Origin of the sequence: Flavobacterium maritimum (assembly GCF_040049085.1) — a bacterium.
GTDB lineage: Bacteria > Bacteroidota > Bacteroidia > Flavobacteriales > Flavobacteriaceae > Flavobacterium > Flavobacterium maritimum.
In genome coordinates, this window is record NZ_JBDLZY010000006.1 from 408,476 (window position 1) to 431,479 (window position 23,004).

At 33.1% G+C, this 23,004-nt stretch carries 23 protein-coding genes; 8 read left to right on the plus strand and 15 right to left on the minus strand.

Features of this window, described 5'->3' with window-relative positions:
* Positions 1-38 precede the first annotated feature (38 nt).
* The 7 genes from ABEB23_RS15095 to ABEB23_RS15125 form a co-directional block, all read right to left on the minus strand.
* Entirely contained in the window at positions 39-1,811 is a 1,773-nt protein-coding gene (locus tag ABEB23_RS15095) for a hypothetical protein (protein ID WP_348813437.1), read from the minus strand.
* On the minus strand, positions 1,799-2,980 hold the full coding sequence (locus ABEB23_RS15100; RefSeq protein WP_348813438.1) for a DUF4249 domain-containing protein: 1,182 nt from the start codon (positions 2,978-2,980) through the stop codon (positions 1,799-1,801). Before ABEB23_RS15100 ends, ABEB23_RS15095 begins: the two co-directional genes overlap by 13 nt.
* 4 nt (positions 2,981-2,984) lie before the next feature.
* Entirely contained in the window at positions 2,985-5,768 is a 2,784-nt protein-coding gene (locus ABEB23_RS15105; RefSeq protein ID WP_348813439.1) for a TonB-dependent receptor, read from the minus strand.
* Between the two features lie 6 nt (positions 5,769-5,774).
* Entirely contained in the window at positions 5,775-6,524 is a 750-nt protein-coding gene (locus ABEB23_RS15110; RefSeq protein ID WP_348813440.1) for a hypothetical protein, read from the minus strand.
* A gap of 224 nt (positions 6,525-6,748) precedes the next feature.
* Entirely contained in the window at positions 6,749-8,884 is a 2,136-nt protein-coding gene (locus tag ABEB23_RS15115) for a polyribonucleotide nucleotidyltransferase (protein WP_348813441.1), read from the minus strand.
* A 183-nt stretch (positions 8,885-9,067) separates the two neighbouring features.
* Entirely contained in the window at positions 9,068-9,337 is a 270-nt protein-coding gene (rpsO, locus tag ABEB23_RS15120) for a 30S ribosomal protein S15 (RefSeq protein WP_348813442.1), read from the minus strand.
* A 100-nt stretch (positions 9,338-9,437) separates the two neighbouring features.
* Positions 9,438-9,905 (minus strand): XrtF-associated fRMsr-like GAF protein, encoded by a 468-nt coding sequence (locus ABEB23_RS15125; RefSeq protein ID WP_348813443.1) that lies wholly within the window; start codon positions 9,903-9,905, stop codon positions 9,438-9,440.
* 70 nt (positions 9,906-9,975) lie between these two features.
* Here ABEB23_RS15125 and xrtF point away from each other — a divergent pair, with 70 nt between their 5' ends.
* The 8 genes from xrtF (at position 9,976) to ABEB23_RS15165 (ending at position 17,049) form a co-directional block, all read left to right on the plus strand.
* Entirely contained in the window at positions 9,976-10,512 is a 537-nt protein-coding gene (xrtF, locus tag ABEB23_RS15130) for an exosortase family protein XrtF (RefSeq protein WP_348813444.1), read from the plus strand.
* A complete protein-coding gene (locus tag ABEB23_RS15135) occupies positions 10,502-10,945 on the plus strand; it encodes an exosortase F system-associated membrane protein (protein WP_348813445.1) in 444 nt (147 codons plus the stop codon). The genes xrtF and ABEB23_RS15135 overlap by 11 nt, the downstream gene beginning before the upstream one ends.
* A gap of 59 nt (positions 10,946-11,004) precedes the next feature.
* Positions 11,005-11,835 carry an ATP cone domain-containing protein gene (locus tag ABEB23_RS15140; protein ID WP_348813446.1) on the plus strand — a complete coding sequence of 277 codons (831 nt, stop codon included), beginning with the start codon at positions 11,005-11,007 and terminating at the stop codon, positions 11,833-11,835.
* Positions 11,836-11,878: 43 nt separating this feature from the next.
* On the plus strand, positions 11,879-13,234 hold the full coding sequence (locus ABEB23_RS15145; RefSeq protein ID WP_348813447.1) for an MBL fold metallo-hydrolase RNA specificity domain-containing protein: 1,356 nt from the start codon (positions 11,879-11,881) through the stop codon (positions 13,232-13,234).
* A gap of 51 nt (positions 13,235-13,285) precedes the next feature.
* Positions 13,286-13,696, plus strand: coding sequence for an HYC_CC_PP family protein (locus ABEB23_RS15150; RefSeq protein WP_348813448.1), 411 nt, complete (start codon positions 13,286-13,288; stop codon positions 13,694-13,696).
* Positions 13,697-13,771: 75 nt separating this feature from the next.
* Positions 13,772-15,796 (plus strand): TonB-dependent receptor plug domain-containing protein, encoded by a 2,025-nt coding sequence (locus tag ABEB23_RS15155; protein WP_348813449.1) that lies wholly within the window; start codon positions 13,772-13,774, stop codon positions 15,794-15,796.
* Positions 15,797-15,818: 22 nt separating this feature from the next.
* Positions 15,819-16,166, plus strand: a complete 348-nt coding sequence (locus ABEB23_RS15160; protein WP_438861679.1) for a heavy-metal-associated domain-containing protein — start codon at positions 15,819-15,821, stop codon at positions 16,164-16,166.
* A gap of 202 nt (positions 16,167-16,368) precedes the next feature.
* Positions 16,369-17,049: a DedA family protein gene (locus ABEB23_RS15165; RefSeq protein ID WP_348813450.1), complete on the plus strand. Its 681-nt coding sequence runs from the start codon at positions 16,369-16,371 to the stop codon at positions 17,047-17,049.
* A gap of 78 nt (positions 17,050-17,127) precedes the next feature.
* Here the strand turns inward: ABEB23_RS15165 and groL are convergent, their stop codons facing one another.
* From groL to ABEB23_RS15205, 8 genes are all read right to left on the minus strand, one after another.
* Positions 17,128-18,756, minus strand: a complete 1,629-nt coding sequence (groL, locus tag ABEB23_RS15170) for a chaperonin GroEL (protein ID WP_348813451.1) — start codon at positions 18,754-18,756, stop codon at positions 17,128-17,130.
* A 43-nt stretch (positions 18,757-18,799) separates the two neighbouring features.
* The gene (locus ABEB23_RS15175) at positions 18,800-19,075 is read right to left on the minus strand and encodes a co-chaperone GroES (RefSeq protein ID WP_348813452.1); all 276 of its coding nucleotides are present in this window, start codon (positions 19,073-19,075) and stop codon (positions 18,800-18,802) included.
* A 135-nt stretch (positions 19,076-19,210) separates the two neighbouring features.
* A complete protein-coding gene (secG, locus tag ABEB23_RS15180; RefSeq protein ID WP_348813453.1) occupies positions 19,211-19,540 on the minus strand; it encodes a preprotein translocase subunit SecG in 330 nt (109 codons plus the stop codon).
* A 3-nt stretch (positions 19,541-19,543) separates the two neighbouring features.
* Complete coding sequence (locus tag ABEB23_RS15185; protein WP_348813454.1) at positions 19,544-20,395, minus strand: tetratricopeptide repeat protein; 852 nt, start codon at positions 20,393-20,395, stop codon at positions 19,544-19,546.
* A gap of 83 nt (positions 20,396-20,478) precedes the next feature.
* Complete coding sequence (locus ABEB23_RS15190) at positions 20,479-20,982, minus strand: LptE family protein (RefSeq protein ID WP_348813455.1); 504 nt, start codon at positions 20,980-20,982, stop codon at positions 20,479-20,481.
* A 29-nt stretch (positions 20,983-21,011) separates the two neighbouring features.
* Positions 21,012-21,461 carry a DUF1572 family protein gene (locus ABEB23_RS15195; RefSeq protein ID WP_348813456.1) on the minus strand — a complete coding sequence of 150 codons (450 nt, stop codon included), beginning with the start codon at positions 21,459-21,461 and terminating at the stop codon, positions 21,012-21,014.
* A gap of 13 nt (positions 21,462-21,474) precedes the next feature.
* Positions 21,475-22,737 carry a sigma-54 interaction domain-containing protein gene (locus ABEB23_RS15200; protein ID WP_348813457.1) on the minus strand — a complete coding sequence of 421 codons (1,263 nt, stop codon included), beginning with the start codon at positions 22,735-22,737 and terminating at the stop codon, positions 21,475-21,477.
* Between the two features lie 108 nt (positions 22,738-22,845).
* The gene (locus ABEB23_RS15205) at positions 22,846-22,989 is read right to left on the minus strand and encodes a hypothetical protein (RefSeq protein ID WP_348813458.1); all 144 of its coding nucleotides are present in this window, start codon (positions 22,987-22,989) and stop codon (positions 22,846-22,848) included.
* Between the last annotated feature and the right edge of the window lie 15 nt (positions 22,990-23,004).

Below are 23,004 nucleotides of genomic sequence, written 5' to 3' on the forward strand. Positions count from 1 at the left end.
GGAGTTGTCAAAAAGTTACAACTGTTTTAAAAATAATTTTACTTCACCTCAATTATTTCTTTATGTGATATTGGAATTCCTTTATCAGTGAAACCTTCTAATACTATTTCGAATGTTCCTGTTATATCTGAAGCATAAAATGAAATTGTTTTTTTTCTGTTGTCTAATGTTAATTCAGGTAACCACAGTAATTGGTTTCTGTAGTCTGGAATTCTTTCATATTTAGTGCCATTAGAATAATCAGGTTGGAAATATACTTTTTTAATTACAGGTTTTGAAATAGTCGTTTTTAAGATATGATCACCGTTCATTTTACTTATAAAATCATTGTTTTTTGTAGTAATACTAATTATACCATTAAAGGCCTTAGGACCGTAATAGTAAATACCAGGGACAATACTGATTTTATAAATGTTTTCAGTTTTGTAATCAAATAGCTCAGTAGCATTTTGTATTAGTAATCCGTCAACTAATACCAAAGAGGGTTCTGGAATTTCTTCTGTTATGAAATTAGTATCTCTTAAGTGTAACGTATAATTATTCTCTTTCTGTTTGAAATACATTTCCGCGACAACTTCTATAATTGTTTCTTTTAAGGTCGGAAATCTTGTATAATTGTCAAGAATATACTCTTTAGCGTTTGGGTCAAAAAAGGAGTCAGGAATTGTTCTTTTTGCTATACTGTCAGTTTTTTTATTTTGGTAAGCATTTTCAATTTGACTGGCAGTGGATCTTTCTTGAATACTATTTTTCATGTCTGGGGTTAATTCCAGATATGAAATAAGGGGTAGCAGAGAATGATCGACGGTGCGGGGTTTGTCTAATTTTATATAAAAATTTTCACGGTCATCATCTGTGATTTGTAGAACGATGTCTGAATTGTAGTAGGCTTTGTCAATATTAAAAATGAATTTTCCGGATTGATTTGTTTTTGCTATTTTAAAAGCATAGGAGTTTCCGGGAATTGAAAATGCTACGGTTTTATTAGCAACTGTATTTGACTCTTTTTTAGAAACCACCATACCTGTAATCATCTCTCCGCGAAGTTCGGGAAGAATAATTTCATTTTCGTTACTAGATAATTCATTAATAGTTTGAGAGTGATTAGTTACATACTCTTTTGCATGTAGTTGTGGTTTTCGAATTAAGTCTTCTACCTTTCTTACAGACAAAGAATAATTTCCAATCTCAGACAAAGATTCAATTTGTAAAGTGATTTGTTCTCGGTTAGAAAATGTTTTTTTGTTTAGATTTAGGGTTACATCTTTATTCTTAAATGTGCTTCCTTCTATTAGATTATTTTCTTTTCTAATATTTTCTTTTGGTGAGGAAGTTATATTCGATACTGAGTTAGTGCCGTTTTTTTCGTAATTCTGGAAAGGATTTATTATTGCAATATCCAGTTGAAAAATTTCTGAAACAGGCATGTTTAGCATCCAATGGGAGTAGGCTATTAGTTTATAGTTACCTGTCTTGATTGTTGTTGGTACAAAAAAATCTCCCTGACCAGTTCCGTTTTCTAAAAAAAGTTTGTGTGTAAAAACATTTTCTTTGTTACTGTCAATGAGTTCAATATAGGCAATTTTACTAATTTGGCTTAGTTTGTTGTTTACGCGATTTAGACAATACAATTTGTAATACAATGTCTCTCCCGTTACAAATGTTGTAGCATTTGTATGAATAAAGATATTTTCACCTGTTGATGTTGTTATATTTTTATTCTCATTTAAAGAGTTGCTTTTTTGGGCTATAGCAAATGGTTTATTTGCAATTAGAAAAGCTAAAACGAAGAGGTATTTTAATTTATCCAAAATGGTGGTTTTATGTTAGAAGAAAAACTGGTGCAATCTCCACATGGAGTTGGAAACCAATGGTAATAATTAGTGATGTCTTTATAGAAATAGACGTACGTATTATGTTCCAAGGCATACATTATATCAGTGCCACTACATGCGTCACTTGGTCCAAAACAAAAAAGTAATTGTTCTTCTTTGCATTCCGTGTAATATGGAGGTCTTCCTTCACCCGGAAACAAATCAGCATAGTTGAAAAACATTCTTTTTGATGAAACTGAAGATACTTCAAAAAAACCCACTACTTTTTCGTTCGAATTAGTCTCTGATTTTAAATTTCCATAAAAAAAGCCAGGTTGATTTTGCGATAAAATGCCTTCTGTCCCTGATAACTCTCTTAATGTTTTGTAAAAAGTATGGGCAGCTAAACTTTGCACATATTGTCGAACTAAAATACTATAACGATGCGAAATGATGTAATCTTGGTCGCTAATAAACCGAATAGGAAAATGGACACGGTCTTCACTAAAGCCAGCTGTATTTGTTAGAATAATATCGACGGAATTTTTTGTACTATAGCAGGTTTGCGCTTCTTCCGTCCTTGGAACCACTGCTATTTCTTCTGGCCCAGTAATAATAGCTTTTTCTGGTACCCATTTAGGAGCAATTATTTTGTAGGTTTCTTCATATTCATACCTGTAATATTTTGAGGAGTTTTGTGGATCATAACTGTTTACATTAATTTGAACCCCTCTTTCTCCGCCAATAGTAGTAACGGTTGGAATTATACTTTCTATTTCGGTTTCAGTAGGCAATATCTCATTTGAAGAAGTGTAGGATTTGCCATCTTTTGTAATAATTTTTAGATTGTATTCCTTGTTAGGTTCAGCTTTAAATTCTATAGCGGAAACATACATGTCGGACTGTTCTTCGAATTCAAATCGGTTACCTGCATTGTCTGTAACGTAGACTTCTGCTCCGGATTCGAATGTTGGCCCATCTTCTTCAAAACGATATGTCTTTGAAATTTTTATTTGTTGTTTTTTTAATTCGTTTGTTATAGTGGCTTCCACAACCAGCGCTTCTTCAAAAGTATTGGTTTGTAGGATATATTGCTCGGTACAACCAGCTATAATAAAGCTGAATAGTAGTAAATATGTAATTTTATTGAAAAATATTTTTTTCATCGCTCTAAAATTTAAAATTATAAGTAACAGTTGGAATCGGAATAGAAAATATGGATGTTTTGTAAGCTTTTATTTCACCATTATCTGTTACAAAATAAACAGAGTAAGGATTGTTTCTGCCAAGAACATTATAAATTGATATATTCCAAAAACTATGTGCTAACTTTTTTATTTTATGATTTCCTTCAATGTTTACACCTATATCCAAGCGATAGTAATCGGGGATGCGGTATTTGTTGCGGTCACTGTATAATGTGTATTCAGCATTTCCATATGTGTAAGTACCAATAGGGTAAGTAATAGGCCTTCCTGTTTGGTATATAAAATTTGTAGACAAACTGTAACGTTTGGTGAATTTGTAATTTAGGATTGCACTCAGATCATGAGGTTTGTCAAAATTGGTAGGGAAATAGTCTCCATTATTAACTTTTTCATCATTAAATTGGCTATCCAGTTTCAGAAATGTCCGTGAATAAGTATATCCTAGCCAGCCATTTAATCTACCGATTTGTTTTTTTAGTAAAAATTCAATTCCATAGGCTTTTCCTTCCCCTTGTAAAAGTTCTGTTTCGATATTTTCGTTTAATAGTAACTGGGCGCCAACTTTATAATCCAGTATGTTGCTTGATTTTTTATAATATCCTTCTACACTGAGTTCTAGTATATCATTATTCAGGGTTTTATAAAATCCTAATGAATACTGATGAGCGGATTGAGGTTTTATGTTTAAATCTGAAAGTTTCCAGGTGTCTGTGGGCGATTGTGTTGTATTACTTGAAAGCAAATGAATGTATTGATATGTTTTATCGTAGCCTCCTTTAATGGAGAAATCGTCACTCAATAAATATCGTATCGCTATACGTGGTTCTATGCCACCGTATGTTTTAACAACTTCATTGTTGCCATAATTTTTTACTTCTATAACAGTTGCATCGTTTTTTGGTAGACCGCTTTCATAGATTTTTTGTGTTGACTCTCCCAAAGAAGAAAAGGTAGAAAATCTTAAACCGAAGTCAATTGATAATTTTTCACTTACTTTAAAATCATCGGAGATGTAAACTGCTGATTCCAGTCCTTTTTCGTTTTCTATGTTTATTGGGGTTAATAGAGATTCTGGTTTTGTCGGATTTAGATAACCGGGTTCAATATGATAAAGTTTGCTTGAGAGGCCGTAATTAATTTTATGCTTAGTATTAAACAGATAATTGAACTTCATCATAAATTGAGTTTCATTTATTTCATAACCAAAATCAAATGAGTTTAATCCTTCAGTTTGATAATCAATATTAAATTTATACTTACTATTGGTAAAAATGAATGCTCCTTTGTTTTTTTCATTAAAAGTATGATCCCATTTTAATGAAGCCAGTCTGTTGCTATAGGAATACAATGAATCGGAGGTTATACTAAAATCATCATGGCTGTAGTAAACTGAAGATTCGATAGCATTGTTTTTATTAAATTTATGATTGTATTTAATAATTCCATCATAAAAAGAAGCTTGGCTATTTTTTAACGACTCTTCATCCAGACTTTTTAAAATCCAATTAGAATAAGAAGCTCTGCCTCCTGCCAATAAACTTGATTTGCCTTTTACTATTGGGGTTTCGATGGTGATATTGCTCATCACAGGACCAATTCCTCCTTCTCCGGAGAGTTTTTCAGTATTTCCATTTTTAGATGTTACGTCAAAAACCGAAGACAATCTTCCTCCGAATTCTGCCGGAATACTACCTTTGTAAATAATTGCTTTACGTGTGGTGTAGGGGTTGACAGCCGAGAAAAAACCTAAGAAGTGGGAAGGATTATACAGTACTGCATTGTCTAAAAGGATTAAGTTTTGATCCTCTTTTCCTCCACGAACATTAAAACCTGCCGATCCTTCTCCAGCAGTTTTAATACCCGGTAAAGTAGTGGCAACTTTGAATATATCTCGTTCGCCTAATACCAAAGGAATGTTTTTTATTCCCTCAATATCAATTGTTGTTACTCCTGAAATGGTAGTTTTGGTAATTTCATTTTTCTTTCCTTTTACTATTACTTCATCAAGTGAGTTTATGTTCTCAGCAATACGAAAATCAAGATTTCCGTTGTTATACATCATGATGGTTTTTGTTGTCTTTTTATGATTAAAGGATTCTGTTTCTATAACATTTACACCGGAAGGAATTTGTAAAGTATAATAGCCTTTGTTGTTAGTTACTGTACTTATGGCTTTGTTTTGTACTTTTATAATAATGTCTGATATTGGTTCTCCTGTTTTTGCATTCTTTATGTAGCCTGAAAGTGTGTATGATTTTGCTTCGGCGTTTTTAGTTTCTTTGCCAATTAGAGTTATAGTTTCATTTGTTTTCGAAACTGGGTCTTTTGTTGTCGTGTATTCTTGTTGAAATATTGGTTTTTCCGTTGCTTTATTTTGTTCTTTGTCTTGATTATTAACTACGGAGGAGCCAAAGTAATTTTCGGATAATTTGTTGTGAATAACACTGTTTTTAGTTAGTATTATTTTGTTTTTGTCTATGTAAAAGTTGAGATTAGTGTTAGTGAAGATGTCTTCTAAAATAACTTCAACTGGCATTTCTCTATAACTTCCTGAAATTAGTTCGTTTTCAGTTTCTAACCATTCATTATCAAAATAAAATCTATAGTTTGTTGATTTTTCAATATTTTGTAAGACAGTTTTTCTGTTAATATCTTTGAATTCCAATGATATTTTATCGTTTTTTTCTTGAGCTTGAAGCAAAAGTTGAAAAGTTAAAAAAATTATTGTTAGTATAAATTTTTTCATTCGTTCTTAATTAGAGTCGTTTTGGATAAAAGTGTTAATTTGTTTCATCAAGTTTTCTAAGAATTGTTTTTTATCCGTTTTTTCTAATTTTTTATTCATGAAGTAATGGTCGTTGATTTTGTTTTTATATTGAGGGAAGATTGTGGTGATTTCTTTTTTGGTATCGATCTTATAAAATGAGTCTTTATAGTTTAAAACAAAGTCTTTTTTTTCTTCAAATTCATAATAAGCTGTTTCGTTATTCATCACTTTTTTCTTCTCCTTACGATATTTAACATAAAATATGAATTTTTCTCCAATTGGAATTTCTTCATAAAAACCATTAATAGATTCAGGTAATGGTGATTTACTGTAACTTAAATTGATGAAATTTTTTCCGTTTATTGAAAAGAAAGCCGTTTTTTCTTTAATAAGATTTAAGCCCATATGATTGTATTCACCGTATGGTTTTAATACCAATATGTCTCTGTGGATATCATATTTAAGATTGACGTCATAATATAGCTGACCATCATACTCAACATTGCCGCTACTGAATGCATCAGCGATGTAATAGTTGTTAGTCTTGTTTAACGTTTGATATGGATTGACATGGAGGGTGCCGTTGTTTATTCCTAAATTTTCTTTTCCAACGGTGTTGTCAAACCATTCGTAAAGATTACTCTTTGAATTTGTTTGACTATGAACAATCGTGTGACAAGAGAGGGTAATTAGGTAGAATAGTAGCGCACAGTAAGACGGAATGTGTAATTTCATTTTGTAGTTTTATTCTGAATTTAAGGATAAAAATACAGAAATTATTGACATAAAAAGCATTAATTAAACAAATTTTAAAAAAAATGTTTAATTTTTGTTTTTAGAAGGTGCTTTTTATGTAATCTCTAAAATTTTAAAAATAATTTAAATAAAATGAAAAACCCCAATTCAAATACATGAATTGGGGTTTCCTATGAATAAACCTTTAGTAAACTAAGATCTGATTACTCTTTTTTCTCCTCACGTGGAGGTCTTGGCAAAAGTGCTTTTCTTGACACTTTTTCTTTTCTGGTTTTAGGATCAACACCAAGATATTTAACTTGGAATACATCACCCATTTTAACTACGTCAGAAACATTTTCTGTACGCTCCCAAGCCAATTCTGATACGTGAAGCAATACTTCGTTTCCTGGTGCTGCCGTATATTCTACAACTGCTCCAAAGTCAAGCATTTTTATTACTTTCACTTCGTATGCTTCTCCAACTTGTGGTTTGAAAGTTAATGAGTCGATTTTGCGTAAAACAGCTTCAATTCCATCAGGATTTGTCCCAAGAATTTCAACAACACCTTGCTCATCCACCTCGTTGATAACAATAGTTGTTCCTGTAGCTTTTTGTAATTCTTGAATTACTTTTCCACCAGGTCCAATCAACGCACCAATAAAGTTTCCAGGAATGGTTACGGTAATGATTTTCGGAGCATGTTTTTTAACTGTTTGTCTTGGTGTAGCCATAACATCAGTTATTTTTCCAAGGATATGCAAACGACCATCACGAGCTTGAGCTAATGCTTCTTCCATGATGTTATAGGCTAATCCTTCGATTTTAATATCCATTTGACAAGCTGTAATCCCATCAGCAGTTCCGGTTACTTTAAAGTCCATGTCTCCCAAGTGATCTTCGTCACCTAAGATGTCAGACAATACAGCAAATCTGTCTCCGTCAGTAATTAGTCCCATGGCAATACCAGAAACTGGTTTAATCATTTGGATACCTGCATCTAATAAAGATAATGTACCGGCACATACTGTAGCCATAGAAGAAGAACCATTAGATTCCAATACTTCAGATACAATACGGATAGTGTAAGGACAATCGGCAGGGATCATGTTTTTCAAAGCACGTTGTGCTAAGTTTCCGTGACCAACTTCTCTTCTTGAAGTTCCTCTTAGAGGTTTTGCTTCTCCAGTTGAGAATGGAGGGAAATTATAGTGTAAGTAGAATTTTTCTTCTCCTTGTTCAGATGGAGAGTCAATTTGGTTTGCTTCTCTAGATGTTCCTAAAGTTGCTGTTGCCAATGCTTGAGTTTCTCCACGTGTAAAGATTGCAGAACCGTGAACAGATGGCAAATAATCTACTTCAGCCCAGATTGGTCTGATTTCAGTAGTTTTTCTTCCGTCTAAACGTAAACCTAAATCTAAGATTACATTACGAACTGCTTCTTTTTGTGTTTTGTAGAAGTATTTTCCAACTAAATCACCGTTTTCAGCTAATTCCTCTTCTGTAAATAAAGATTTTACTACTTCTTTAACGTCAGCAAATTGAGCTGTTCTTTCGTGTTTCGCTGTTCCTTCTTTTGCAATAGCGTAACATAAATCGTAAGAAGCGGATTTTACTTTATCATAAATAGCTTGGTCTTCTTTCTCTTCTTCGTACGTTCTCATTTCTTTTTTACCAAAAGCAACTTGCAAACGTTCTTGAGCTTCAATTTGTACTTTAATGGCTTCGTGAGCAAACTTAATTGCTTCTACCATTTCTTTTTCTGAGATTTCTTTCATCTCTCCTTCTACCATGGCGATAGAGTCTTTTGAAGCACCAATCATCATGTCGATATCAGATAATTCTAATTGAGCACGACTTGGGTTGATGATGAATTTTCCGTCAATTCGTGCTACACGAACTTCTGAAATTAAAGTTGAAAAAGGTAAATCTGAAACCGCTAAAGCAGCTGAAGCAGCCAGACCTGCTAATGCATCAGGCATAACATTTTCATCATGAGACATTAACTGAATCATTACTTGTGTTTCTGCGTGATAATCATCTGGGAAAAGTGGACGTAAAACACGGTCAACTAATCTCATAGTTAAAACTTCGCTATCGCTTGGTCTTGCTTCTCTTTTGAAAAATCCACCAGGAAAACGACCTGCTGCTGCAAATTTTTCACGGTAATCTACCGTTAATGGTAAAAAGTCCACTCCCGGACTAGCTTTTCTGGCAGAAACTACTGTTGCAAGCAACATAGAGTCTCCCATTTGTACTACTACAGAACCATCAGCTTGTTTAGCTAATTTTCCTGTCTCGATTGAGATGCTTCTGCCATCTCCTAAATCGATAATTTCTCTTGAAACTTTTGGAATCATAAATTTTGATATTGATTAAACAATGGGTTTTAGTTGTGTTGTAGTTGTTGTTGTGCGTAGTTAATGCCTAAAACCCAATGAAAAACCAAACTTTTTTTTGCCTCCAGCCTTAGTAGGAGCTAGAGGAATTCTTTAAATAGTAAAAACAAAAAGAGGCACTTTCGCACCTCTTTAGTATATTGATTATTTTCTAATACCCAATACTTTAATAATCTCACGATATCTGTTGATCTCTGTTTTCTTCAAGTAATCCAACAAAGCTCTTCTTTTACCTACTAGCAATACTAATGAACGCTCTGTGTTGTAATCATGACGATTTTTTTTCAAGTGCTCAGTTAAATGGCTAATTCTGTAAGTGAATAACGCGATTTGACCTTCTGCAGAACCAGTGTTTTCTGCTTTTCCTCCGTGTTTAGCGAAGATTTCTTCTTTAATCTCTTTAGTTAAATACATTCCAATATTTTTTTAATGATTTTTATGTATGTCAGACAGCTATTGTAAGACGGCTGCAAAAGTAGAAAATAATTATGAATTATGAATTATGAATTATGAATTATTTTGAATCAGTATATAACTTTGCAATTTCCTGATTTACAAACTCTAAAAATTGTTCGTCGGCTTCAGTAAAAGGATTTAGCACATGACTGTCAATATCTATTTGACCTATATTTTCGCCGTTTACAAATAAAGGAACAACAATTTCAGATTTTACTGTAAAACTGCATGCAATGTAATTGTCTTGTGCCGCTACATCCGGAACCACAAAGTTTTCATTGGAAACAGCTACTTGTCCGCATATTCCTTTTCCAAATGGAATTACAGTATGGTCTGTTTCTGCACCTACATAAGGCCCCAGATGAAGGGTCTTGGTGGCTTGATTGGCAAAATAAAAACCTACCCAATTGTAATATTCGACGTTCTCGTTTAGAAGCTTGCAAATATTCAATAGTTTTTCGTCTCTGGATAGTGTTGTATTTGAGGTGATTTCTGTTACTTTTGGTTGTAATTCCTGAAATGTCATATTTTTTGTTTTATGCAAAAGTATCTAAAGCCATTTTTAAAAATTATATAAATTTGTTAAAAAATAGATTTTGAAAAAATATTTTATTCGCTATAAACCGTTTTTGTTTTTTCTTGGTACTTTTTTTTTGGTGTATATTGCGCTTACCCTTTTGTATCAAGGCTATCTTAATAGTTTTGTAGAAAACAAAATGGATTCGATTACTAAAATGGTGGCTCTAAATACGGAACAGCTACTTCGTTTATTTGATGCTGAAGCAAAAGTTGTTGAAGATGAATCGGGTCTTTTTTTCAAGTTATTCTATCAACAGAATTATTTGGCCCGAATTATTGAAGGTTGCAACGCTGTAAGTGTTATTATTTTGTTTATTTCTTTTGTAGTTGCCTTTTCAGGAAAATTAAAAGCTACTTTGTTTTTTGTTTTTGGAGGAAGTGTCCTGATTTATGTTTTAAATATCGTACGCATAGTGTTTTTAACTATTTTGATGATGCGCTTTCCGGAACAGGAGCATTTTCTGCATGGAGTTGTTTTTCCGTTGTTTATTTATGGTGTGGTTTTTATTTTATGGGTCATTTGGGTGAATAAATTTTCTAAGTATGCGAAATAAATTACGTCAGAATATCTGGAGAATTCTTCTTTTTTTAGTGTTTGTATTTCTTTTGGCTTTAGTTCGTGCTTTTGAAGATGAATTGTTTTATGATCCCTTTTTAGCATATTTTAAAAAAGATTTTAATTCCTTGCCATTACCAAAATACGATGCTGTGAAGTTGTTTTTTGGGCTGCTGTTCCGATATGGTTTGAATACGGTTTTCTCATTAGGAATTCTTTATATTCTTTTTAAAGATGTTGATATTATTCGGTTCACTTCTGTTTTATACGGTTTTTTCTTTTTGGTTTTAATTAGTCTCTTTTTTTTAATTATTTATTTTTATGAAGAACATAATAATTTGATGCTCTTCTATGTTCGGCGTTTTTTAATTCAGCCCATTTTTGTGATCGTTTTTGTTCCGGCATTTTATTATCAAAAACAAAATAAATAGTCTGTTTTTTGTATCTTTAAAGGAAGTTTTGATTGTGTTATTTATCAAACAGCTGAGACATGAAAATAGTAAAGCATTCCGGAAATATTGTTGATTTTAATCCCGAAAAACTTAAAAATTCGCTTTTGAAGTCAGGAGCGAGTAATCAAGTGGTGGAGAATATTTTGCAATCTATCAAAAGTCAAATCTACGAAGGTATTAGTACGAAGCAAATTTATAAAATGGCTTTTGCGCTTTTAAAAAAAACAGCCAACGCTCATGCAGCGCGTTATAATTTAAGAGAAGCGATACGATTATTGGGGCCTGCCGGTTTTTTCTTTGAAAAATATATAGCCCGTATTTTTGCGTCCGATCATTATCAGACAGTAACTAACTTAATTTTACAAGGTAAGTGCGTTTCACACGAAATTGATGTATTGGTCAAAAAGAACAATGCCATAGCTATGGTAGAATGTAAATACCATGCGGGTAGAGATGCTGCTTCTGATGTGAAAGTCCCAATGTATATTTTGTCTCGCTTTAATGATTTAAAAGAAAGGCATCATCCTATTTTTAGTATTAAAGATACAGTTTCTAAATGTTGGATTGTTACCAATAATAGATTTACAGAAGACGCAATCAGTTTTGCAAAATGTTCAAGTTTGAGTTTATTGAGTTGGAATTATCCTGAGGGTAATAATTTAAAAACCAAAAATGACTTTGAATGTCTTTATCCGGTAACCTGCTTAACGACATTGTCTATTTCTGAAAAAGAAAAGTTGTTGATTTTGGATGTTATTTTAGCAAAAGAGTTAATCAATAATTCTGAGAGTCTTGGGAAAATTGGATTGAGTTCTATTCGTATAAAAAATGTAATGAGAGAGGCTTCGGAGTTGTGTAAGTGTATATAATGAAGAATCCTGTTTAATTGGTTCTAACTTATACTATATAATTATGAAAGTAAAATTCATTGGTGGCGCAGGAACTGTTACCGGTTCTAAAACCTTGATAGAAAGTAACGGAATTCGGATATTGATAGATTGTGGATTATTTCAGGGGATTAAACCTTTGAGAGAACTCAATTGGGAACCTTTGCCAATTCTTCCTTCAACTATAGATTTTGTATTACTTACCCATGGTCATTTAGATCATTGTGGTTGGTTGCCCAGATTGGTCAGTCAGGGTTTTAAAGGAAAAATATATTGTACCAGTCCCACAAAAGATATTTCGAAATTAATCCTTTTGGATAGTGCTAAAATTCAAGAAGAAGAAGCTCGTCTTGCTAACGAAGGAAAATTTTCCAAACATAAAGTAGCTGAGCCGCTGTATACAGTTGATCAGGCCAAAGAAGTTTTTCCGTTTTTTAGGGTAATTAAAACGAATGAACCAATTTCTCTGGATGCTGAAATTTCGGCAGTTTTTGTTAATGCAGGGCATATCTTGGGTGCTTGTAGTATTGAGTTGAAACTTGAAAATAAGATTTTGTTTTTTTCTGGAGATATCGGACGTGATAATGATGTTTTGATGTATCCGCCCACCAAGCCAAAAAAAGCAGATTATGTTTTTTTAGAAAGCACATATGGCAATCGTCTGCATCCTGATACGGATACGAAATTAGAATTGGAAACATTTATTAACAATACAGTCGATAAAGGAGGGACAGTTATAATCCCAAGTTTTGCAGTTGAACGGGCGCAAACGATTATGTATTTGCTGTGGCAGCTCAGGGAAGAAGGGAGGATTCCTAATATTTCTTATATAATTGATACGCCTATGGGGATTAATGCGTTGGATATTTTTTCTGTTAATAAAAAGTGGCATAAGTTATCATTGTCAGATTGCGAGGCAATGAGTAAAATGTTTATTTTGGTTTCGGATTATCAGGAAACAATTAACGTGATTTTTGATGAACATCCAAAGGTGGTTATTGCGGCAAGTGGGATGGTAACCGGAGGACGTGTTTTGAGTTATTTAGAACATTATATTGGTTTGCCGGAAACAACAGTAATTATTGTTGGCTATCAAGCGGAAGGAACGCGAGGAAGGAAGTTATTAGAAGGAGCCAAGGAGATAAAGATTCGTGGAAAATATTATCCAGTTGTAGCAAATATACTTGAAATACAAGGGTTGTCTGCTCATGGGGATCAAAAGGATTTAATCAATTGGCTTTCTGAATTAGAAGAGAAACCTAAAAAGGTTTTTTTAGTTCATGGAGAGAATCAGCCGGCAGATGAGCTTCGGATAAAAATTCAAGAGAAGTTTGGTTTTGATTGTTGTGTTCCATTAATGGGTCAGGAATTTGAGTTGTAATTTTAACATGAATTTGAATTGTAGATTTGAATAATTTATTATTTTAGCGACATGAATATCAAAAAATGCACTAGTTTATTTTTAGTTTTTCTATTATTGGTTTCCAATGTAGGAATGGCTTTTAATGTTCATTATTGTGGAGATCAAATTGCTTCTGTTTCCCTTAATTCAGAAGTGACTCCTGTTGTTTCTGAAAAGAAATGTTGCGACAAATTTGTTTCTGAAAAGGAACCTTGTTGTAAAGACAAAGAAGTTAAGTTCGAAAAAAAATCAGATACAGCAATTGTAAAAGTTTTTTCATTTGAGCCTCATACTACTTTTTTAATTCCGGAAAAACAAACTGTAGAAGCGCCTTTGGTAGTTGATGGACCAAGCCCTGCCGATACAGCTTTCTTCTATTATTGTGATGCAAATGTCTTACCGCTTTTTAAGCTGTACAGCCAATATATTTTCTACGCCTAATTTTAATGTTTTTATAAAAGCCAAACCATTTTTTGTGGTTTGAACCTACTTTTTACAAACATTAAAATCTTTTATATGCAAAAAATAACAATGCTTATTGTTATGGCTTTGCTTTCTATTTCTGTTTTTTCTCAAGAAAATATAAATGAAGAAAAACTAAATGAAGTCAAAGTCGTCAAAAAGCGAAAAGGAATTCAAAAATCCTATACTGTTACTGGTAATACAACAATTATAACCAGTAAAGAATTACTTAAGGCAGCTTGTTGTAATCTGGCCGAGAGTTTTGAAACCAATCCGTCCATAGATGTCAATTTTTCAGATGCTTTAACGGGGACAAAACAAATCAAAATGCTGGGATTGACCAGTCCATATTTGATGATTACCGAAGAAAATATACCGTCTGTCCGTGGAGCTTCTCAGGCTTATGGGTTGTCATTTACGCCTGGAACCTGGGTCGAGAGTATCCAAATTACAAAAGGGGCGGGAAGTGTTGTGAATGGTTATGAAAGTATTTCTGGTCAAATCAACACTGAATTGTTGAAGCCTATAAATGACATTCCTTTTTTTCTGAATGCTTATGGTTCGACTGATTCTCGTTTTGAATTGAATACACATTTCAATAAAAAATTATCGGATAAATGGAGTACGAGTCTGTTTGCGCACGGGAATACACGTGTTTCTAAAACCGACATGAATAATGATGGTTTTTTAGATAATCCATTGGCTAAGCAAATCAATGTTCTTAACAGATACCAATATTACAATCCTGAAAAAGGCTGGGTTAGTTTCATTAATTTTCGTTATATGAATGATGAAAAACAAACCGGAGAGTTGGACTTTGATCCAGATACGGATAAAGGAACGACTAATTATTGGGGTTCGGAAATCAATACGGAACGACTGGATATTTCCACAAAAATTGGATATGTATTCAAAGATATGCCGTATCAGAGTATTGGTTTTCAAAATGCTTTTGACAGTCATAATCAACAGTCATATTTTGGTTTGAATCAGTATAATATCAAGCAAAGCAGTTTTTATTCAAATTTGATTTTCAATTCGATTATCAATAACACTATGAATAAATTTGCCGCAGGGTTAAATTTCACATATGATAAATACCAGGAATTTATTAATGTAAATGATTTTAGCAGAATTGATAATTCTGTTGGTGCTTTTTTCGAATACACCTATGATAACAGCGATAATTTTAGTGTGATTCTCGGAGGAAGGGTTGACAATCATAATCGTTTAGGGACATTTGTAACGCCGAGATTGCACATGAGGTACAATCCATGGGAGAAAGCCGTATTGCGTTTTTCTGCAGGAAGAGGAAAGCGAAGTGCAAATATTTTTGCCGAAAACCAACAGCTTTTTGCCAGTTCCAGAAACTTCGATATTTTAGATACTAGCGGAAAAATCTATGGGCTGAATCCTGAAATTGCCTGGAATTATGGGTTGAGTTTTACGCAAGCTTTTATGCTATTTGGAAAAAGTGCTGATATTGGATTTGATTTGTATCGCACCGATTTTCAAAATCAAGCTGTTGTAGATTTGATGCAAAGTCCACAACAGGTTTTGTTTTATAACTTGGACGGAAAATCCTATGCGAATAGTTTACAATTGGAGTTCAATTATGAATTAGTGAAACATTTTAATTTTCGTTCGGCTTATAAATTTTATGATATTCAAACGGATTATTTATCCGGAACATTTCAAAGACCATTACAGGCCAAACATCGTTTTTTTGGAAATTTAGAATATGAAACTCATATTGGTGATAAAGGGAAGCAATGGAAATTTGATTACACCTTCAATTGGATTGGTCAACAACAATTACCAAATACATCGACTAATCCAGTGAATGATAGGTTACCGGAGTTTTCGCCTTCCTATTCTTTAATGAATGCACAAATTACAAGAACTTTTTCTTCCACATTTGAAGTGTATATTGGTGGAGAGAATATTGGGAATTATAAGCAAGAAAAAGCTATTCTTGGTTCTGATGATCCTTTTGGACCCAATTTTGATGCTTCAATTGTATATGCGCCAGTTTTTGGCCAGATGTATTACGCTGGATTACGATTTAAAATAAAATAAGAATTAATAAAAAATAATATCAATGAATATCAATAATATAATTATAGCACTATTAGTAACTTTTGTGGGTTTTTCGACTCATGCGCAAGAGAGAAAAAATAAAAATGCCAAGTACACTTTTGAGGTAAATGGCAATTGTGAACAATGTCAAAAACGAATTCAAAAAGCGGCCTTTTCTGTTGATGGAGTGAAATCAGCGGTTTGGAATATAGAAACACATCAATTGAGTTTGATTCTAAATGAAGAAAAATGTTCTCCGTTGGATGTGAAAAGAGCTATTGCAAAAGTGGGACATGATACCGATCAAGTAAAGGCCACAGATGCCGATTATGAAAAGTTACACCATTGTTGCTTGTATGAAAGACAATAATTTGAAAGCCCAAAATTTATTTTTTGGGCTTTTATTTTTTCTTAGTATGATAAAGTTGTTATTGAGATGCGAAATCTTAGTTTTTCGATTTAATTAAAGTTCTTTCGTGCGTTAATTAAACTTTAAAAAGCAACAATAAATTGTGGTTAAGGTAAATTATTATTACTTTCACACGATTACAAATTAAATTACAAATCACTTTATGAATAATTTTGATTGGACACAATTACTTAATCCGGAATTTTACATTACTTTAAACGTTGGAGGTATTCAAATAGGTTTATATATTGTTTTATTTATAGTTTTTGCAGAGACAGGGCTTTTTGCAGGTTTTTTTCTACCTGGCGATAGTTTGCTTTTCCTTGCAGGAATTTACAGCCGTGATTTAATTGAGAACATGGTGTCTATTGAAAGTGATTTTATAAATGTTGTTTTGTTGTCTGTTTTAGTTGCTATTGCTGGAATTATCGGTAATACAGTTGGTTATTGGTTTGGAGCAAAGAGTGGATATTATTTATTTAAAAAAGAAGACACTTTTTGGTTTAAGAAGAAGTATTTGTTGCAATCGAAAGATTTCTTCGAAAAGTACGGAGGAAAAGCTATTATTTTTGCTCGTTTTTTGCCTATTTTCAGAACTTTTGCACCAATTGTAGCAGGTATCGTATCTATGGATAAACAAAAATTTATGTTTTATAATGTTTTGAGTTCTTTTTTATGGTCTTTTATCTTAATCTTTTCAGGACATTATTTATATGGTGTTTTTCTAGGATTTGGAATCGATTTAAAAGAGCATATAGAATTTATTGTAATTGGTATAGTATTGATATCTACATTGCCTGTTTTATTTAAATTGATTAAGAAAAGACCAGTAGAAAAAATATAAGTATAAAAAATAAAAATATAAGTATAAAAAAATGCCCCAAAATTTTGGGGCATTTTTATTGTAATATAGATGAGTATTTTACATCATTCCTGGCATACCGCCACCCATTGGGTTTCCGCCGGCATTTTCTTCTTTAATGTCAATTAAAGCACATTCTGTAGTTAATATCATTCCAGCAACTGATGCCGCATTTTCCAATGCTACACGTGTTACTTTTTTAGGATCGATAATACCTGCTTTAAGCATATCAACATATTCGTCTGTTTTAGCATTGTATCCAAAATCACCTGAACCTTCAGCCACTTTTGCTACAACTACAGAACCTTCAAGACCCGCATTTTCAACAATTGTTCTCAAAGGAGCTTCAACTGCACGAGATACGATTTGAATTCCTGTTGCTTCATCGGCATTGTCTGCAATTACAGTGCTTAGTGCGTTTTTAGCTCTTAATAGTGCTACACCACCACCGGCAACAATTCCTTCTTCAACAGCAGCACGTGTAGCATGAAGTGCATCATCAACACGGTCTTTTTTCTCTTTCATTTCAACTTCAGAAGCAGCACCAACGTAAAGAACAGCTACACCTCCGGCTAATTTAGCCAAACGCTCTTGTAACTTTTCTTTATCATAATCAGAAGTCGTTGTTTCCATTTGACCTTTGATTTGGTTTACACGATTTTTGATAGTATCAGCATCACCAGCTCCGCTTACAATAGTTGTGTTGTCTTTGTCGATTGTTACTCTTTTTGCAGTACCCAACATTTCGATTGTTGTGTTTTCTAAAGTGTACCCTCTTTCTTCAGAGATAACAGTTCCTCCGGTTAAGATGGCAATATCTTCTAGCATTGCTTTTCTTCTGTCTCCAAAACCAGGTGCTTTTACAGCAGCAATTTTTAATGCACCACGTAATTTGTTTACCACCAAAGTAGATAAAGCTTCACCGTCAACATCTTCTGCAATAATCAATAATGGTTTTCCTGATTGTGCAACCGGTTCTAAAACGGGTAGTAATTCTTTTAAAGAAGAAACTTTTTTGTCATACAAAAGGATGTATGGGCTTTCTAATTCTGCTTCCATTTTTTCAGGATTGGTAACAAAATAAGGTGAAAGATATCCTCGGTCAAATTGCATTCCTTCCACAACATCTACATAAGTATCAGTTCCTTTAGCTTCTTCAACAGTGATAACTCCTTCTTTTCCTACTTTTGCGAAAGCAGCAGCAATCAGTTCACCGATTACTTCGTCATTATTAGCAGAAATGGAAGCAATTTGTTTTATTTTCTCAGAATCACTTCCTACTACTTTAGATTGTTTTGCTAGGTCAGCTACGATTGTTTCAACAGCTTTGTCTATTCCTCTTTTTAAATCCATCGGATTAGCACCTGCAGCAACGTTTTTTAAACCTTCTTTTACGATAGCTTGTGCCAATACTGTAGCAGTAGTTGTTCCGTCACCGGCTAAGTCATTGGTTTTTGAAGCCACTTCTTTAACCATTTGTGCTCCCATGTTTTCTAATGGGTCTTTCAATTCAATTTCTTTAGCAACAGTAACACCATCTTTAGTTACGTTTGGTCCTCCAAAAGCTTTTCCGATAATTACGTTACGACCTTTTGGTCCTAAAGTTACTTTTACAGCATTTGCCAATGCATCAACGCCGCGTTTTAAACCGTCGCGTGCTTCAATATCAAATTTTATATCTTTTGCCATTTTTATTTTTATTTGTTAATTCGTTTGTTGATTTACTTTGATTTTAGATAATTGCTAAAATATCGTCTTCTCTCATTATCAAATAATCCTTACCCTCTAGTTTTAATTCTGTACCGGCATATTTTCCGTAAAGAACGGTATCACCAACTTTCACAGTCATTGTGTGGTCTTTTGTGCCATTTCCTACAGCAACAACAGTTCCTTTTTGTGGTTTTTCTTTAGCGGTATCTGGAATAAAAATCCCTGACGCAGTTTTAGTTTCAGCAGCTACTGGTTCAATAAGAACACGGTCTGAAAGAGGTTTAATGTTTAAAGCCATGATTTTATGTTTTTTTATATTTTTAAATGATTGCAAACGAGATTTCAGAAATTGTGCCACCCTATGAAAACTGACAATTTTTCCTAAAAAAAATGCCAGCTTTGACAGGCTGGCATCATTGTATAAGGGTAAAAATTATTTCGCTGGAGTTGTTGCACCAGGTGTGTTTTGAACTGGAGCTACAGGAGCAGTAGTTTCTGTTTTTTCAATAATTTTTGAATCGGTATCGCTTAATGAACCTGTGAAACTTAAACTTGAAAGCAATATAAGAGCAATAAGTATAGTTGCTAATGTCCAAGTACTTTTATCTAAAAAGTCAGTTGTTTTTTGTACTCCACCCAACATTTGAGATCCGCCTATTGCAGAAGATAATCCGCCACCTTTAGGGTTTTGAACCATTATTACTACGATCAATAGAAAACAAACTATTGTTATTAAAACTAAAAAAATTGAAAATGTGCTCATTGTTTAATTATTGTTATTTTGTTGTAAAATCTTAATGTCTGAAATATGGTTTGCAAAGAAACTACTTTTTTCTGGATATTTCAAAATTAATATTTCATATGCTTGAATTGCTTTTTGATATTTTTTTTGTTCCAAATAAACCCTAGCTAAAGTTTCAGTCATTAAATAAGAATTATCATCATTATTTATATTGAATGTCGGTGTTGGGATTGGTCCTTGCTTTATAGGTGAAATCTTAGGGCTGGTTTCAATAAATTTGTCAATTAATTCCGCTTTTTTCTTTTTGGTCTCATCAATTGGCAATGGTTCAACTATTTTTTCAGGCTCTGGTTTTCGTTCTATAGGTTGTGTTCTGGATAGTTGAAGCCATTCTTGGAAAGAATGTTGTTCGTTTTTTGAAAAATCCAAAGGCTTTCCAATTTCCAGTTTTTCTTCAGCAATTTTGGTGTTTTCATCAGCTTCTGAAGTAGAAGACTCTTTGATGGAGGTAAGAATAGATTGCTCTAACTTGTTTATGGGTTCCGTTTTTTCTTGGCTAAGAACTATTTCGCTGTCAACTACATTAATGTCAAGAAGTTCTGATATTTTTTTATCATAATATCCTTTTTGAATGGCAGTAAATGAATCTGAAGTGATAAAATCAAATAAAACCGTTCTGTCAGCAGTATGCGCTGCAGTAACTTTTAATGCAAAATTATACTTGAAACTATTTTGGTTATATAGTCCTTTTAAACGCAATGCCCGTGCACTTTGAAAATAAGGAAACTCGTCCAGTACATTTCCTAAAGCTTCGGTTTGCTTTTCGGTTATTGTGTCTGGCTTGTTAATTAAGTAAGTATAATCAGTTATGTTCATAATGAGGTATTCGTTTATTTGGTTATTCGTTTATTTGTTCTCCGATTAACCGAATCAAACAAATAACCGAATCAACACTTTATTTACCATTTTGCCAATGATTCATTAAAGATATCCTGTGTTATTCTCTCAAATATTTCTTTCAACGCACTGTCTAAAGTAGCACCTACAAGTTGTTGTGCGGCTGGATAATCATAATAAAACTCAAATGTTTTCTGAAAATCATCAGCCTCTTTGTTTTTATTGGTAAACCGGACATTAACTCGAATTTTTAAACGGTTTTGAGAAGCTTGCTGATCGGCTGTTGCGGTCATTGGGCTTATTCTGTAGTCGACAATTTCTCCTTCGTAAACTAAATCGGCTCCATTAGTAACTAAATTCAAATTGGTTTGATTCTGAATTAAATCTTGAAGCTCCAACGTAAATCTTCTGTCAATTCCTGGTTCGATTAAGTCTGCATTATTCTGAAAGAAATTTACCTGAAAAGTTTTAGCGTCAATTTTTCCTGTTCCTGTAAAGTTGTAAACCGAACAACTCGACAATGTAAAAACGGTAAGGATTGAAAGAATGTATTTTATTTGTTTCATTTTAGTTTTAAAAAAATCAAAGATATTATTTAATTATTATCCATCATTCGTCTATGATAGTTTATTTGTCCCAGATGATATGCCAAGTGCGTGCTCAGATGAATCAATAAATATTCGGTCGATGTTTTTTTTTCAAAAACTAAAACTGGATATTCTTTTTTTAAGTCCTCTTCCGTTATTTTATGAAGTGCGTTTTCAATCATTATAATGGTTTCCTCAATGGATTTAATCAATTCCTTTTTAGGGATATTTTTTTGAGAAAATTCAAGCGCTCTATTTCTTATATAATTTGTTTTGCCAATTTCAGCACCAATGTAGGTGTTTAGGTTGCCTATTAAATGTAGGGTTAAATTTCCTGCCGAATTTGTTATTCCTTTTTCAACGAGCCAAATCGTATTTTCATTTTCATACAATTCAATTTCAGATTTTAATTTTGTAAGGTCTCTGTTGAAAAGGGTTTTTAATGTGTTTATGATCATTGGCTTGTTTTAATTACAAATCAAATTGTTTAATTTTTCGATATAAAGTTCTTTCGGAAATCCCTAATTCATCTGCTGCCGCCTTACGTTTTCCTTTGTTTTTCTCTAGTGACTTCTTAATCATTTCGATTTCTTTTTGTTCTAAACGCAAAGTTTCCTCTTCTTCTTCAACTGTTTCGGCAAACAGAAAGTTATCATCTTGGTCCTGATAATCTCCTTGACTGTTTTGCGGTGATGCTATTAAAGTCGCTCTTGGTTCCTCTTCGAATTCTATTTCGCTGTCGCCTTCTTTTGAACCGTATATTTTCTTGATTAAATTCTGATTGGTTTCCTGAACTTTGGAACTTCCGTTTTGCATCAATTCTAAAGTCAGTTTCTTTAAATCATGTAAATCACTTTTCATGTCAAAAAGAACTTTGTACAGAATTTCTCTTTCGGTATTAAAATCACTATCGCTTTTCTTGTCTTTTATTACGGATGGCAAATTGCTTCCTTCCATAGGTAAATATGATTGTAAAGTTGCTGCCGAAATATCGCGATTGGTTTCTAAAACGGAAAGTTGTTCTGCTACGTTTCGTAACTGACGGATGTTTCCGCTCCAACGGAATTTTTGCAGTAGTTCTACAGCGCCTTCATCCAATTTTAATGGAGGCATTTTGTATTTATGAGCAAAATCAGAGGCGAATTTTCTAAATAATAAGTGGATGTCATCTTTTCGTTCACGCAATGGAGGTAAAGTAATATCTACAGTGCTTAAACGATAATACAAATCTTCACGGAATTTACCTTTTTCGATAGCGTTAAATAAATTCACATTGGTTGCAGCCACGATACGTACATTGGTTTTTTGTACTTGAGAAGATCCTACTTTTATAAATTCTCCGTTTTCCAGAACACGAAGTAATCGCACTTGGGTGGTCAATGGTAATTCACCTACTTCATCCAAGAAAATAGTACCGCCATCGGCCACTTCAAAATAGCCTTCACGAGTACTGGTGGCACCTGTAAAAGCTCCTTTTTCATGTCCGAAAAGTTCACTGTCAATCGTTCCTTCCGGAATCGCTCCACAGTTCACGGCAATGTACTTTCCGTGTTTTCTGTGTGAAAGCGAATGGATGATTTTTGGAATACTTTCTTTCCCAACACCACTTTCTCCAATGACCAAAACTGAAATGTCAGTAGGAGCGACCTGAATCGCTTTTTCTATGGCACGATTAAGCTTCGGATCATTCCCGATAATCTCAAATCGTTGTTTTATAGCTTGAACTGTTTCCATGTTTTTATGTTTAAAGTTTTCTTGTTTAAGATTTATAGTTATCATGAGAACTTTAAATCTTAAACTTTAAACTTTTCTAATTTAAAATATTCTATTCGCAATAATTTGTTATTCTGGTTTTGCAAGAGTGTCTTTCAATGGAGCTGCTTTTTCAACTTTATGTTTTGGAAAATAAGTTCTAATGATATAAAACGTAGCGCCAAATCCAACGATAAAAGCAATCAAACCAATTATTATGTTTTTTTTAGACATTTGTTCTAAATTTTT

What these genes read in the sequence shown, in the direction of transcription:
- ABEB23_RS15100 (WP_348813438.1), bottom strand. Translation starts at nt 2,980, where the DNA reads ATGAAAAAAATATTTTTCAATAAAATTACATATTTACTACTATTCAGC.
- ABEB23_RS15105 (WP_348813439.1), bottom strand. Translation starts at nt 5,768, where the DNA reads ATGAAAAAATTTATACTAACAATAATTTTTTTAACTTTTCAACTTTTG.
- ABEB23_RS15110 (WP_348813440.1), bottom strand. Translation starts at nt 6,524, where the DNA reads ATGAAATTACACATTCCGTCTTACTGTGCGCTACTATTCTACCTAATT.
- ABEB23_RS15115 (WP_348813441.1), bottom strand. Translation starts at nt 8,884, where the DNA reads ATGATTCCAAAAGTTTCAAGAGAAATTATCGATTTAGGAGATGGCAGA.
- rpsO (WP_348813442.1), bottom strand. Translation starts at nt 9,337, where the DNA reads ATGTATTTAACTAAAGAGATTAAAGAAGAAATCTTCGCTAAACACGGA.
- ABEB23_RS15125 (WP_348813443.1), bottom strand. Translation starts at nt 9,905, where the DNA reads ATGACATTTCAGGAATTACAACCAAAAGTAACAGAAATCACCTCAAAT.
- ABEB23_RS15135 (WP_348813445.1), top strand. Translation starts at nt 10,502, where the DNA reads ATGCGAAATAAATTACGTCAGAATATCTGGAGAATTCTTCTTTTTTTA.
- ABEB23_RS15140 (WP_348813446.1), top strand. Translation starts at nt 11,005, where the DNA reads ATGAAAATAGTAAAGCATTCCGGAAATATTGTTGATTTTAATCCCGAA.
- ABEB23_RS15145 (WP_348813447.1), top strand. Translation starts at nt 11,879, where the DNA reads ATGAAAGTAAAATTCATTGGTGGCGCAGGAACTGTTACCGGTTCTAAA.
- ABEB23_RS15150 (WP_348813448.1), top strand. Translation starts at nt 13,286, where the DNA reads ATGAATATCAAAAAATGCACTAGTTTATTTTTAGTTTTTCTATTATTG.
- ABEB23_RS15155 (WP_348813449.1), top strand. Translation starts at nt 13,772, where the DNA reads ATGCAAAAAATAACAATGCTTATTGTTATGGCTTTGCTTTCTATTTCT.
- ABEB23_RS15160 (WP_438861679.1), top strand. Translation starts at nt 15,819, where the DNA reads ATGAATATCAATAATATAATTATAGCACTATTAGTAACTTTTGTGGGT.
- ABEB23_RS15165 (WP_348813450.1), top strand. Translation starts at nt 16,369, where the DNA reads ATGAATAATTTTGATTGGACACAATTACTTAATCCGGAATTTTACATT.
- groL (WP_348813451.1), bottom strand. Translation starts at nt 18,756, where the DNA reads ATGGCAAAAGATATAAAATTTGATATTGAAGCACGCGACGGTTTAAAA.
- ABEB23_RS15175 (WP_348813452.1), bottom strand. Translation starts at nt 19,075, where the DNA reads ATGGCTTTAAACATTAAACCTCTTTCAGACCGTGTTCTTATTGAACCA.
- secG (WP_348813453.1), bottom strand. Translation starts at nt 19,540, where the DNA reads ATGAGCACATTTTCAATTTTTTTAGTTTTAATAACAATAGTTTGTTTT.
- ABEB23_RS15185 (WP_348813454.1), bottom strand. Translation starts at nt 20,395, where the DNA reads ATGAACATAACTGATTATACTTACTTAATTAACAAGCCAGACACAATA.
- ABEB23_RS15190 (WP_348813455.1), bottom strand. Translation starts at nt 20,982, where the DNA reads ATGAAACAAATAAAATACATTCTTTCAATCCTTACCGTTTTTACATTG.
- ABEB23_RS15195 (WP_348813456.1), bottom strand. Translation starts at nt 21,461, where the DNA reads ATGATCATAAACACATTAAAAACCCTTTTCAACAGAGACCTTACAAAA.
- ABEB23_RS15200 (WP_348813457.1), bottom strand. Translation starts at nt 22,737, where the DNA reads ATGGAAACAGTTCAAGCTATAAAACAACGATTTGAGATTATCGGGAAT.
- ABEB23_RS15205 (WP_348813458.1), bottom strand. Translation starts at nt 22,989, where the DNA reads ATGTCTAAAAAAAACATAATAATTGGTTTGATTGCTTTTATCGTTGGA.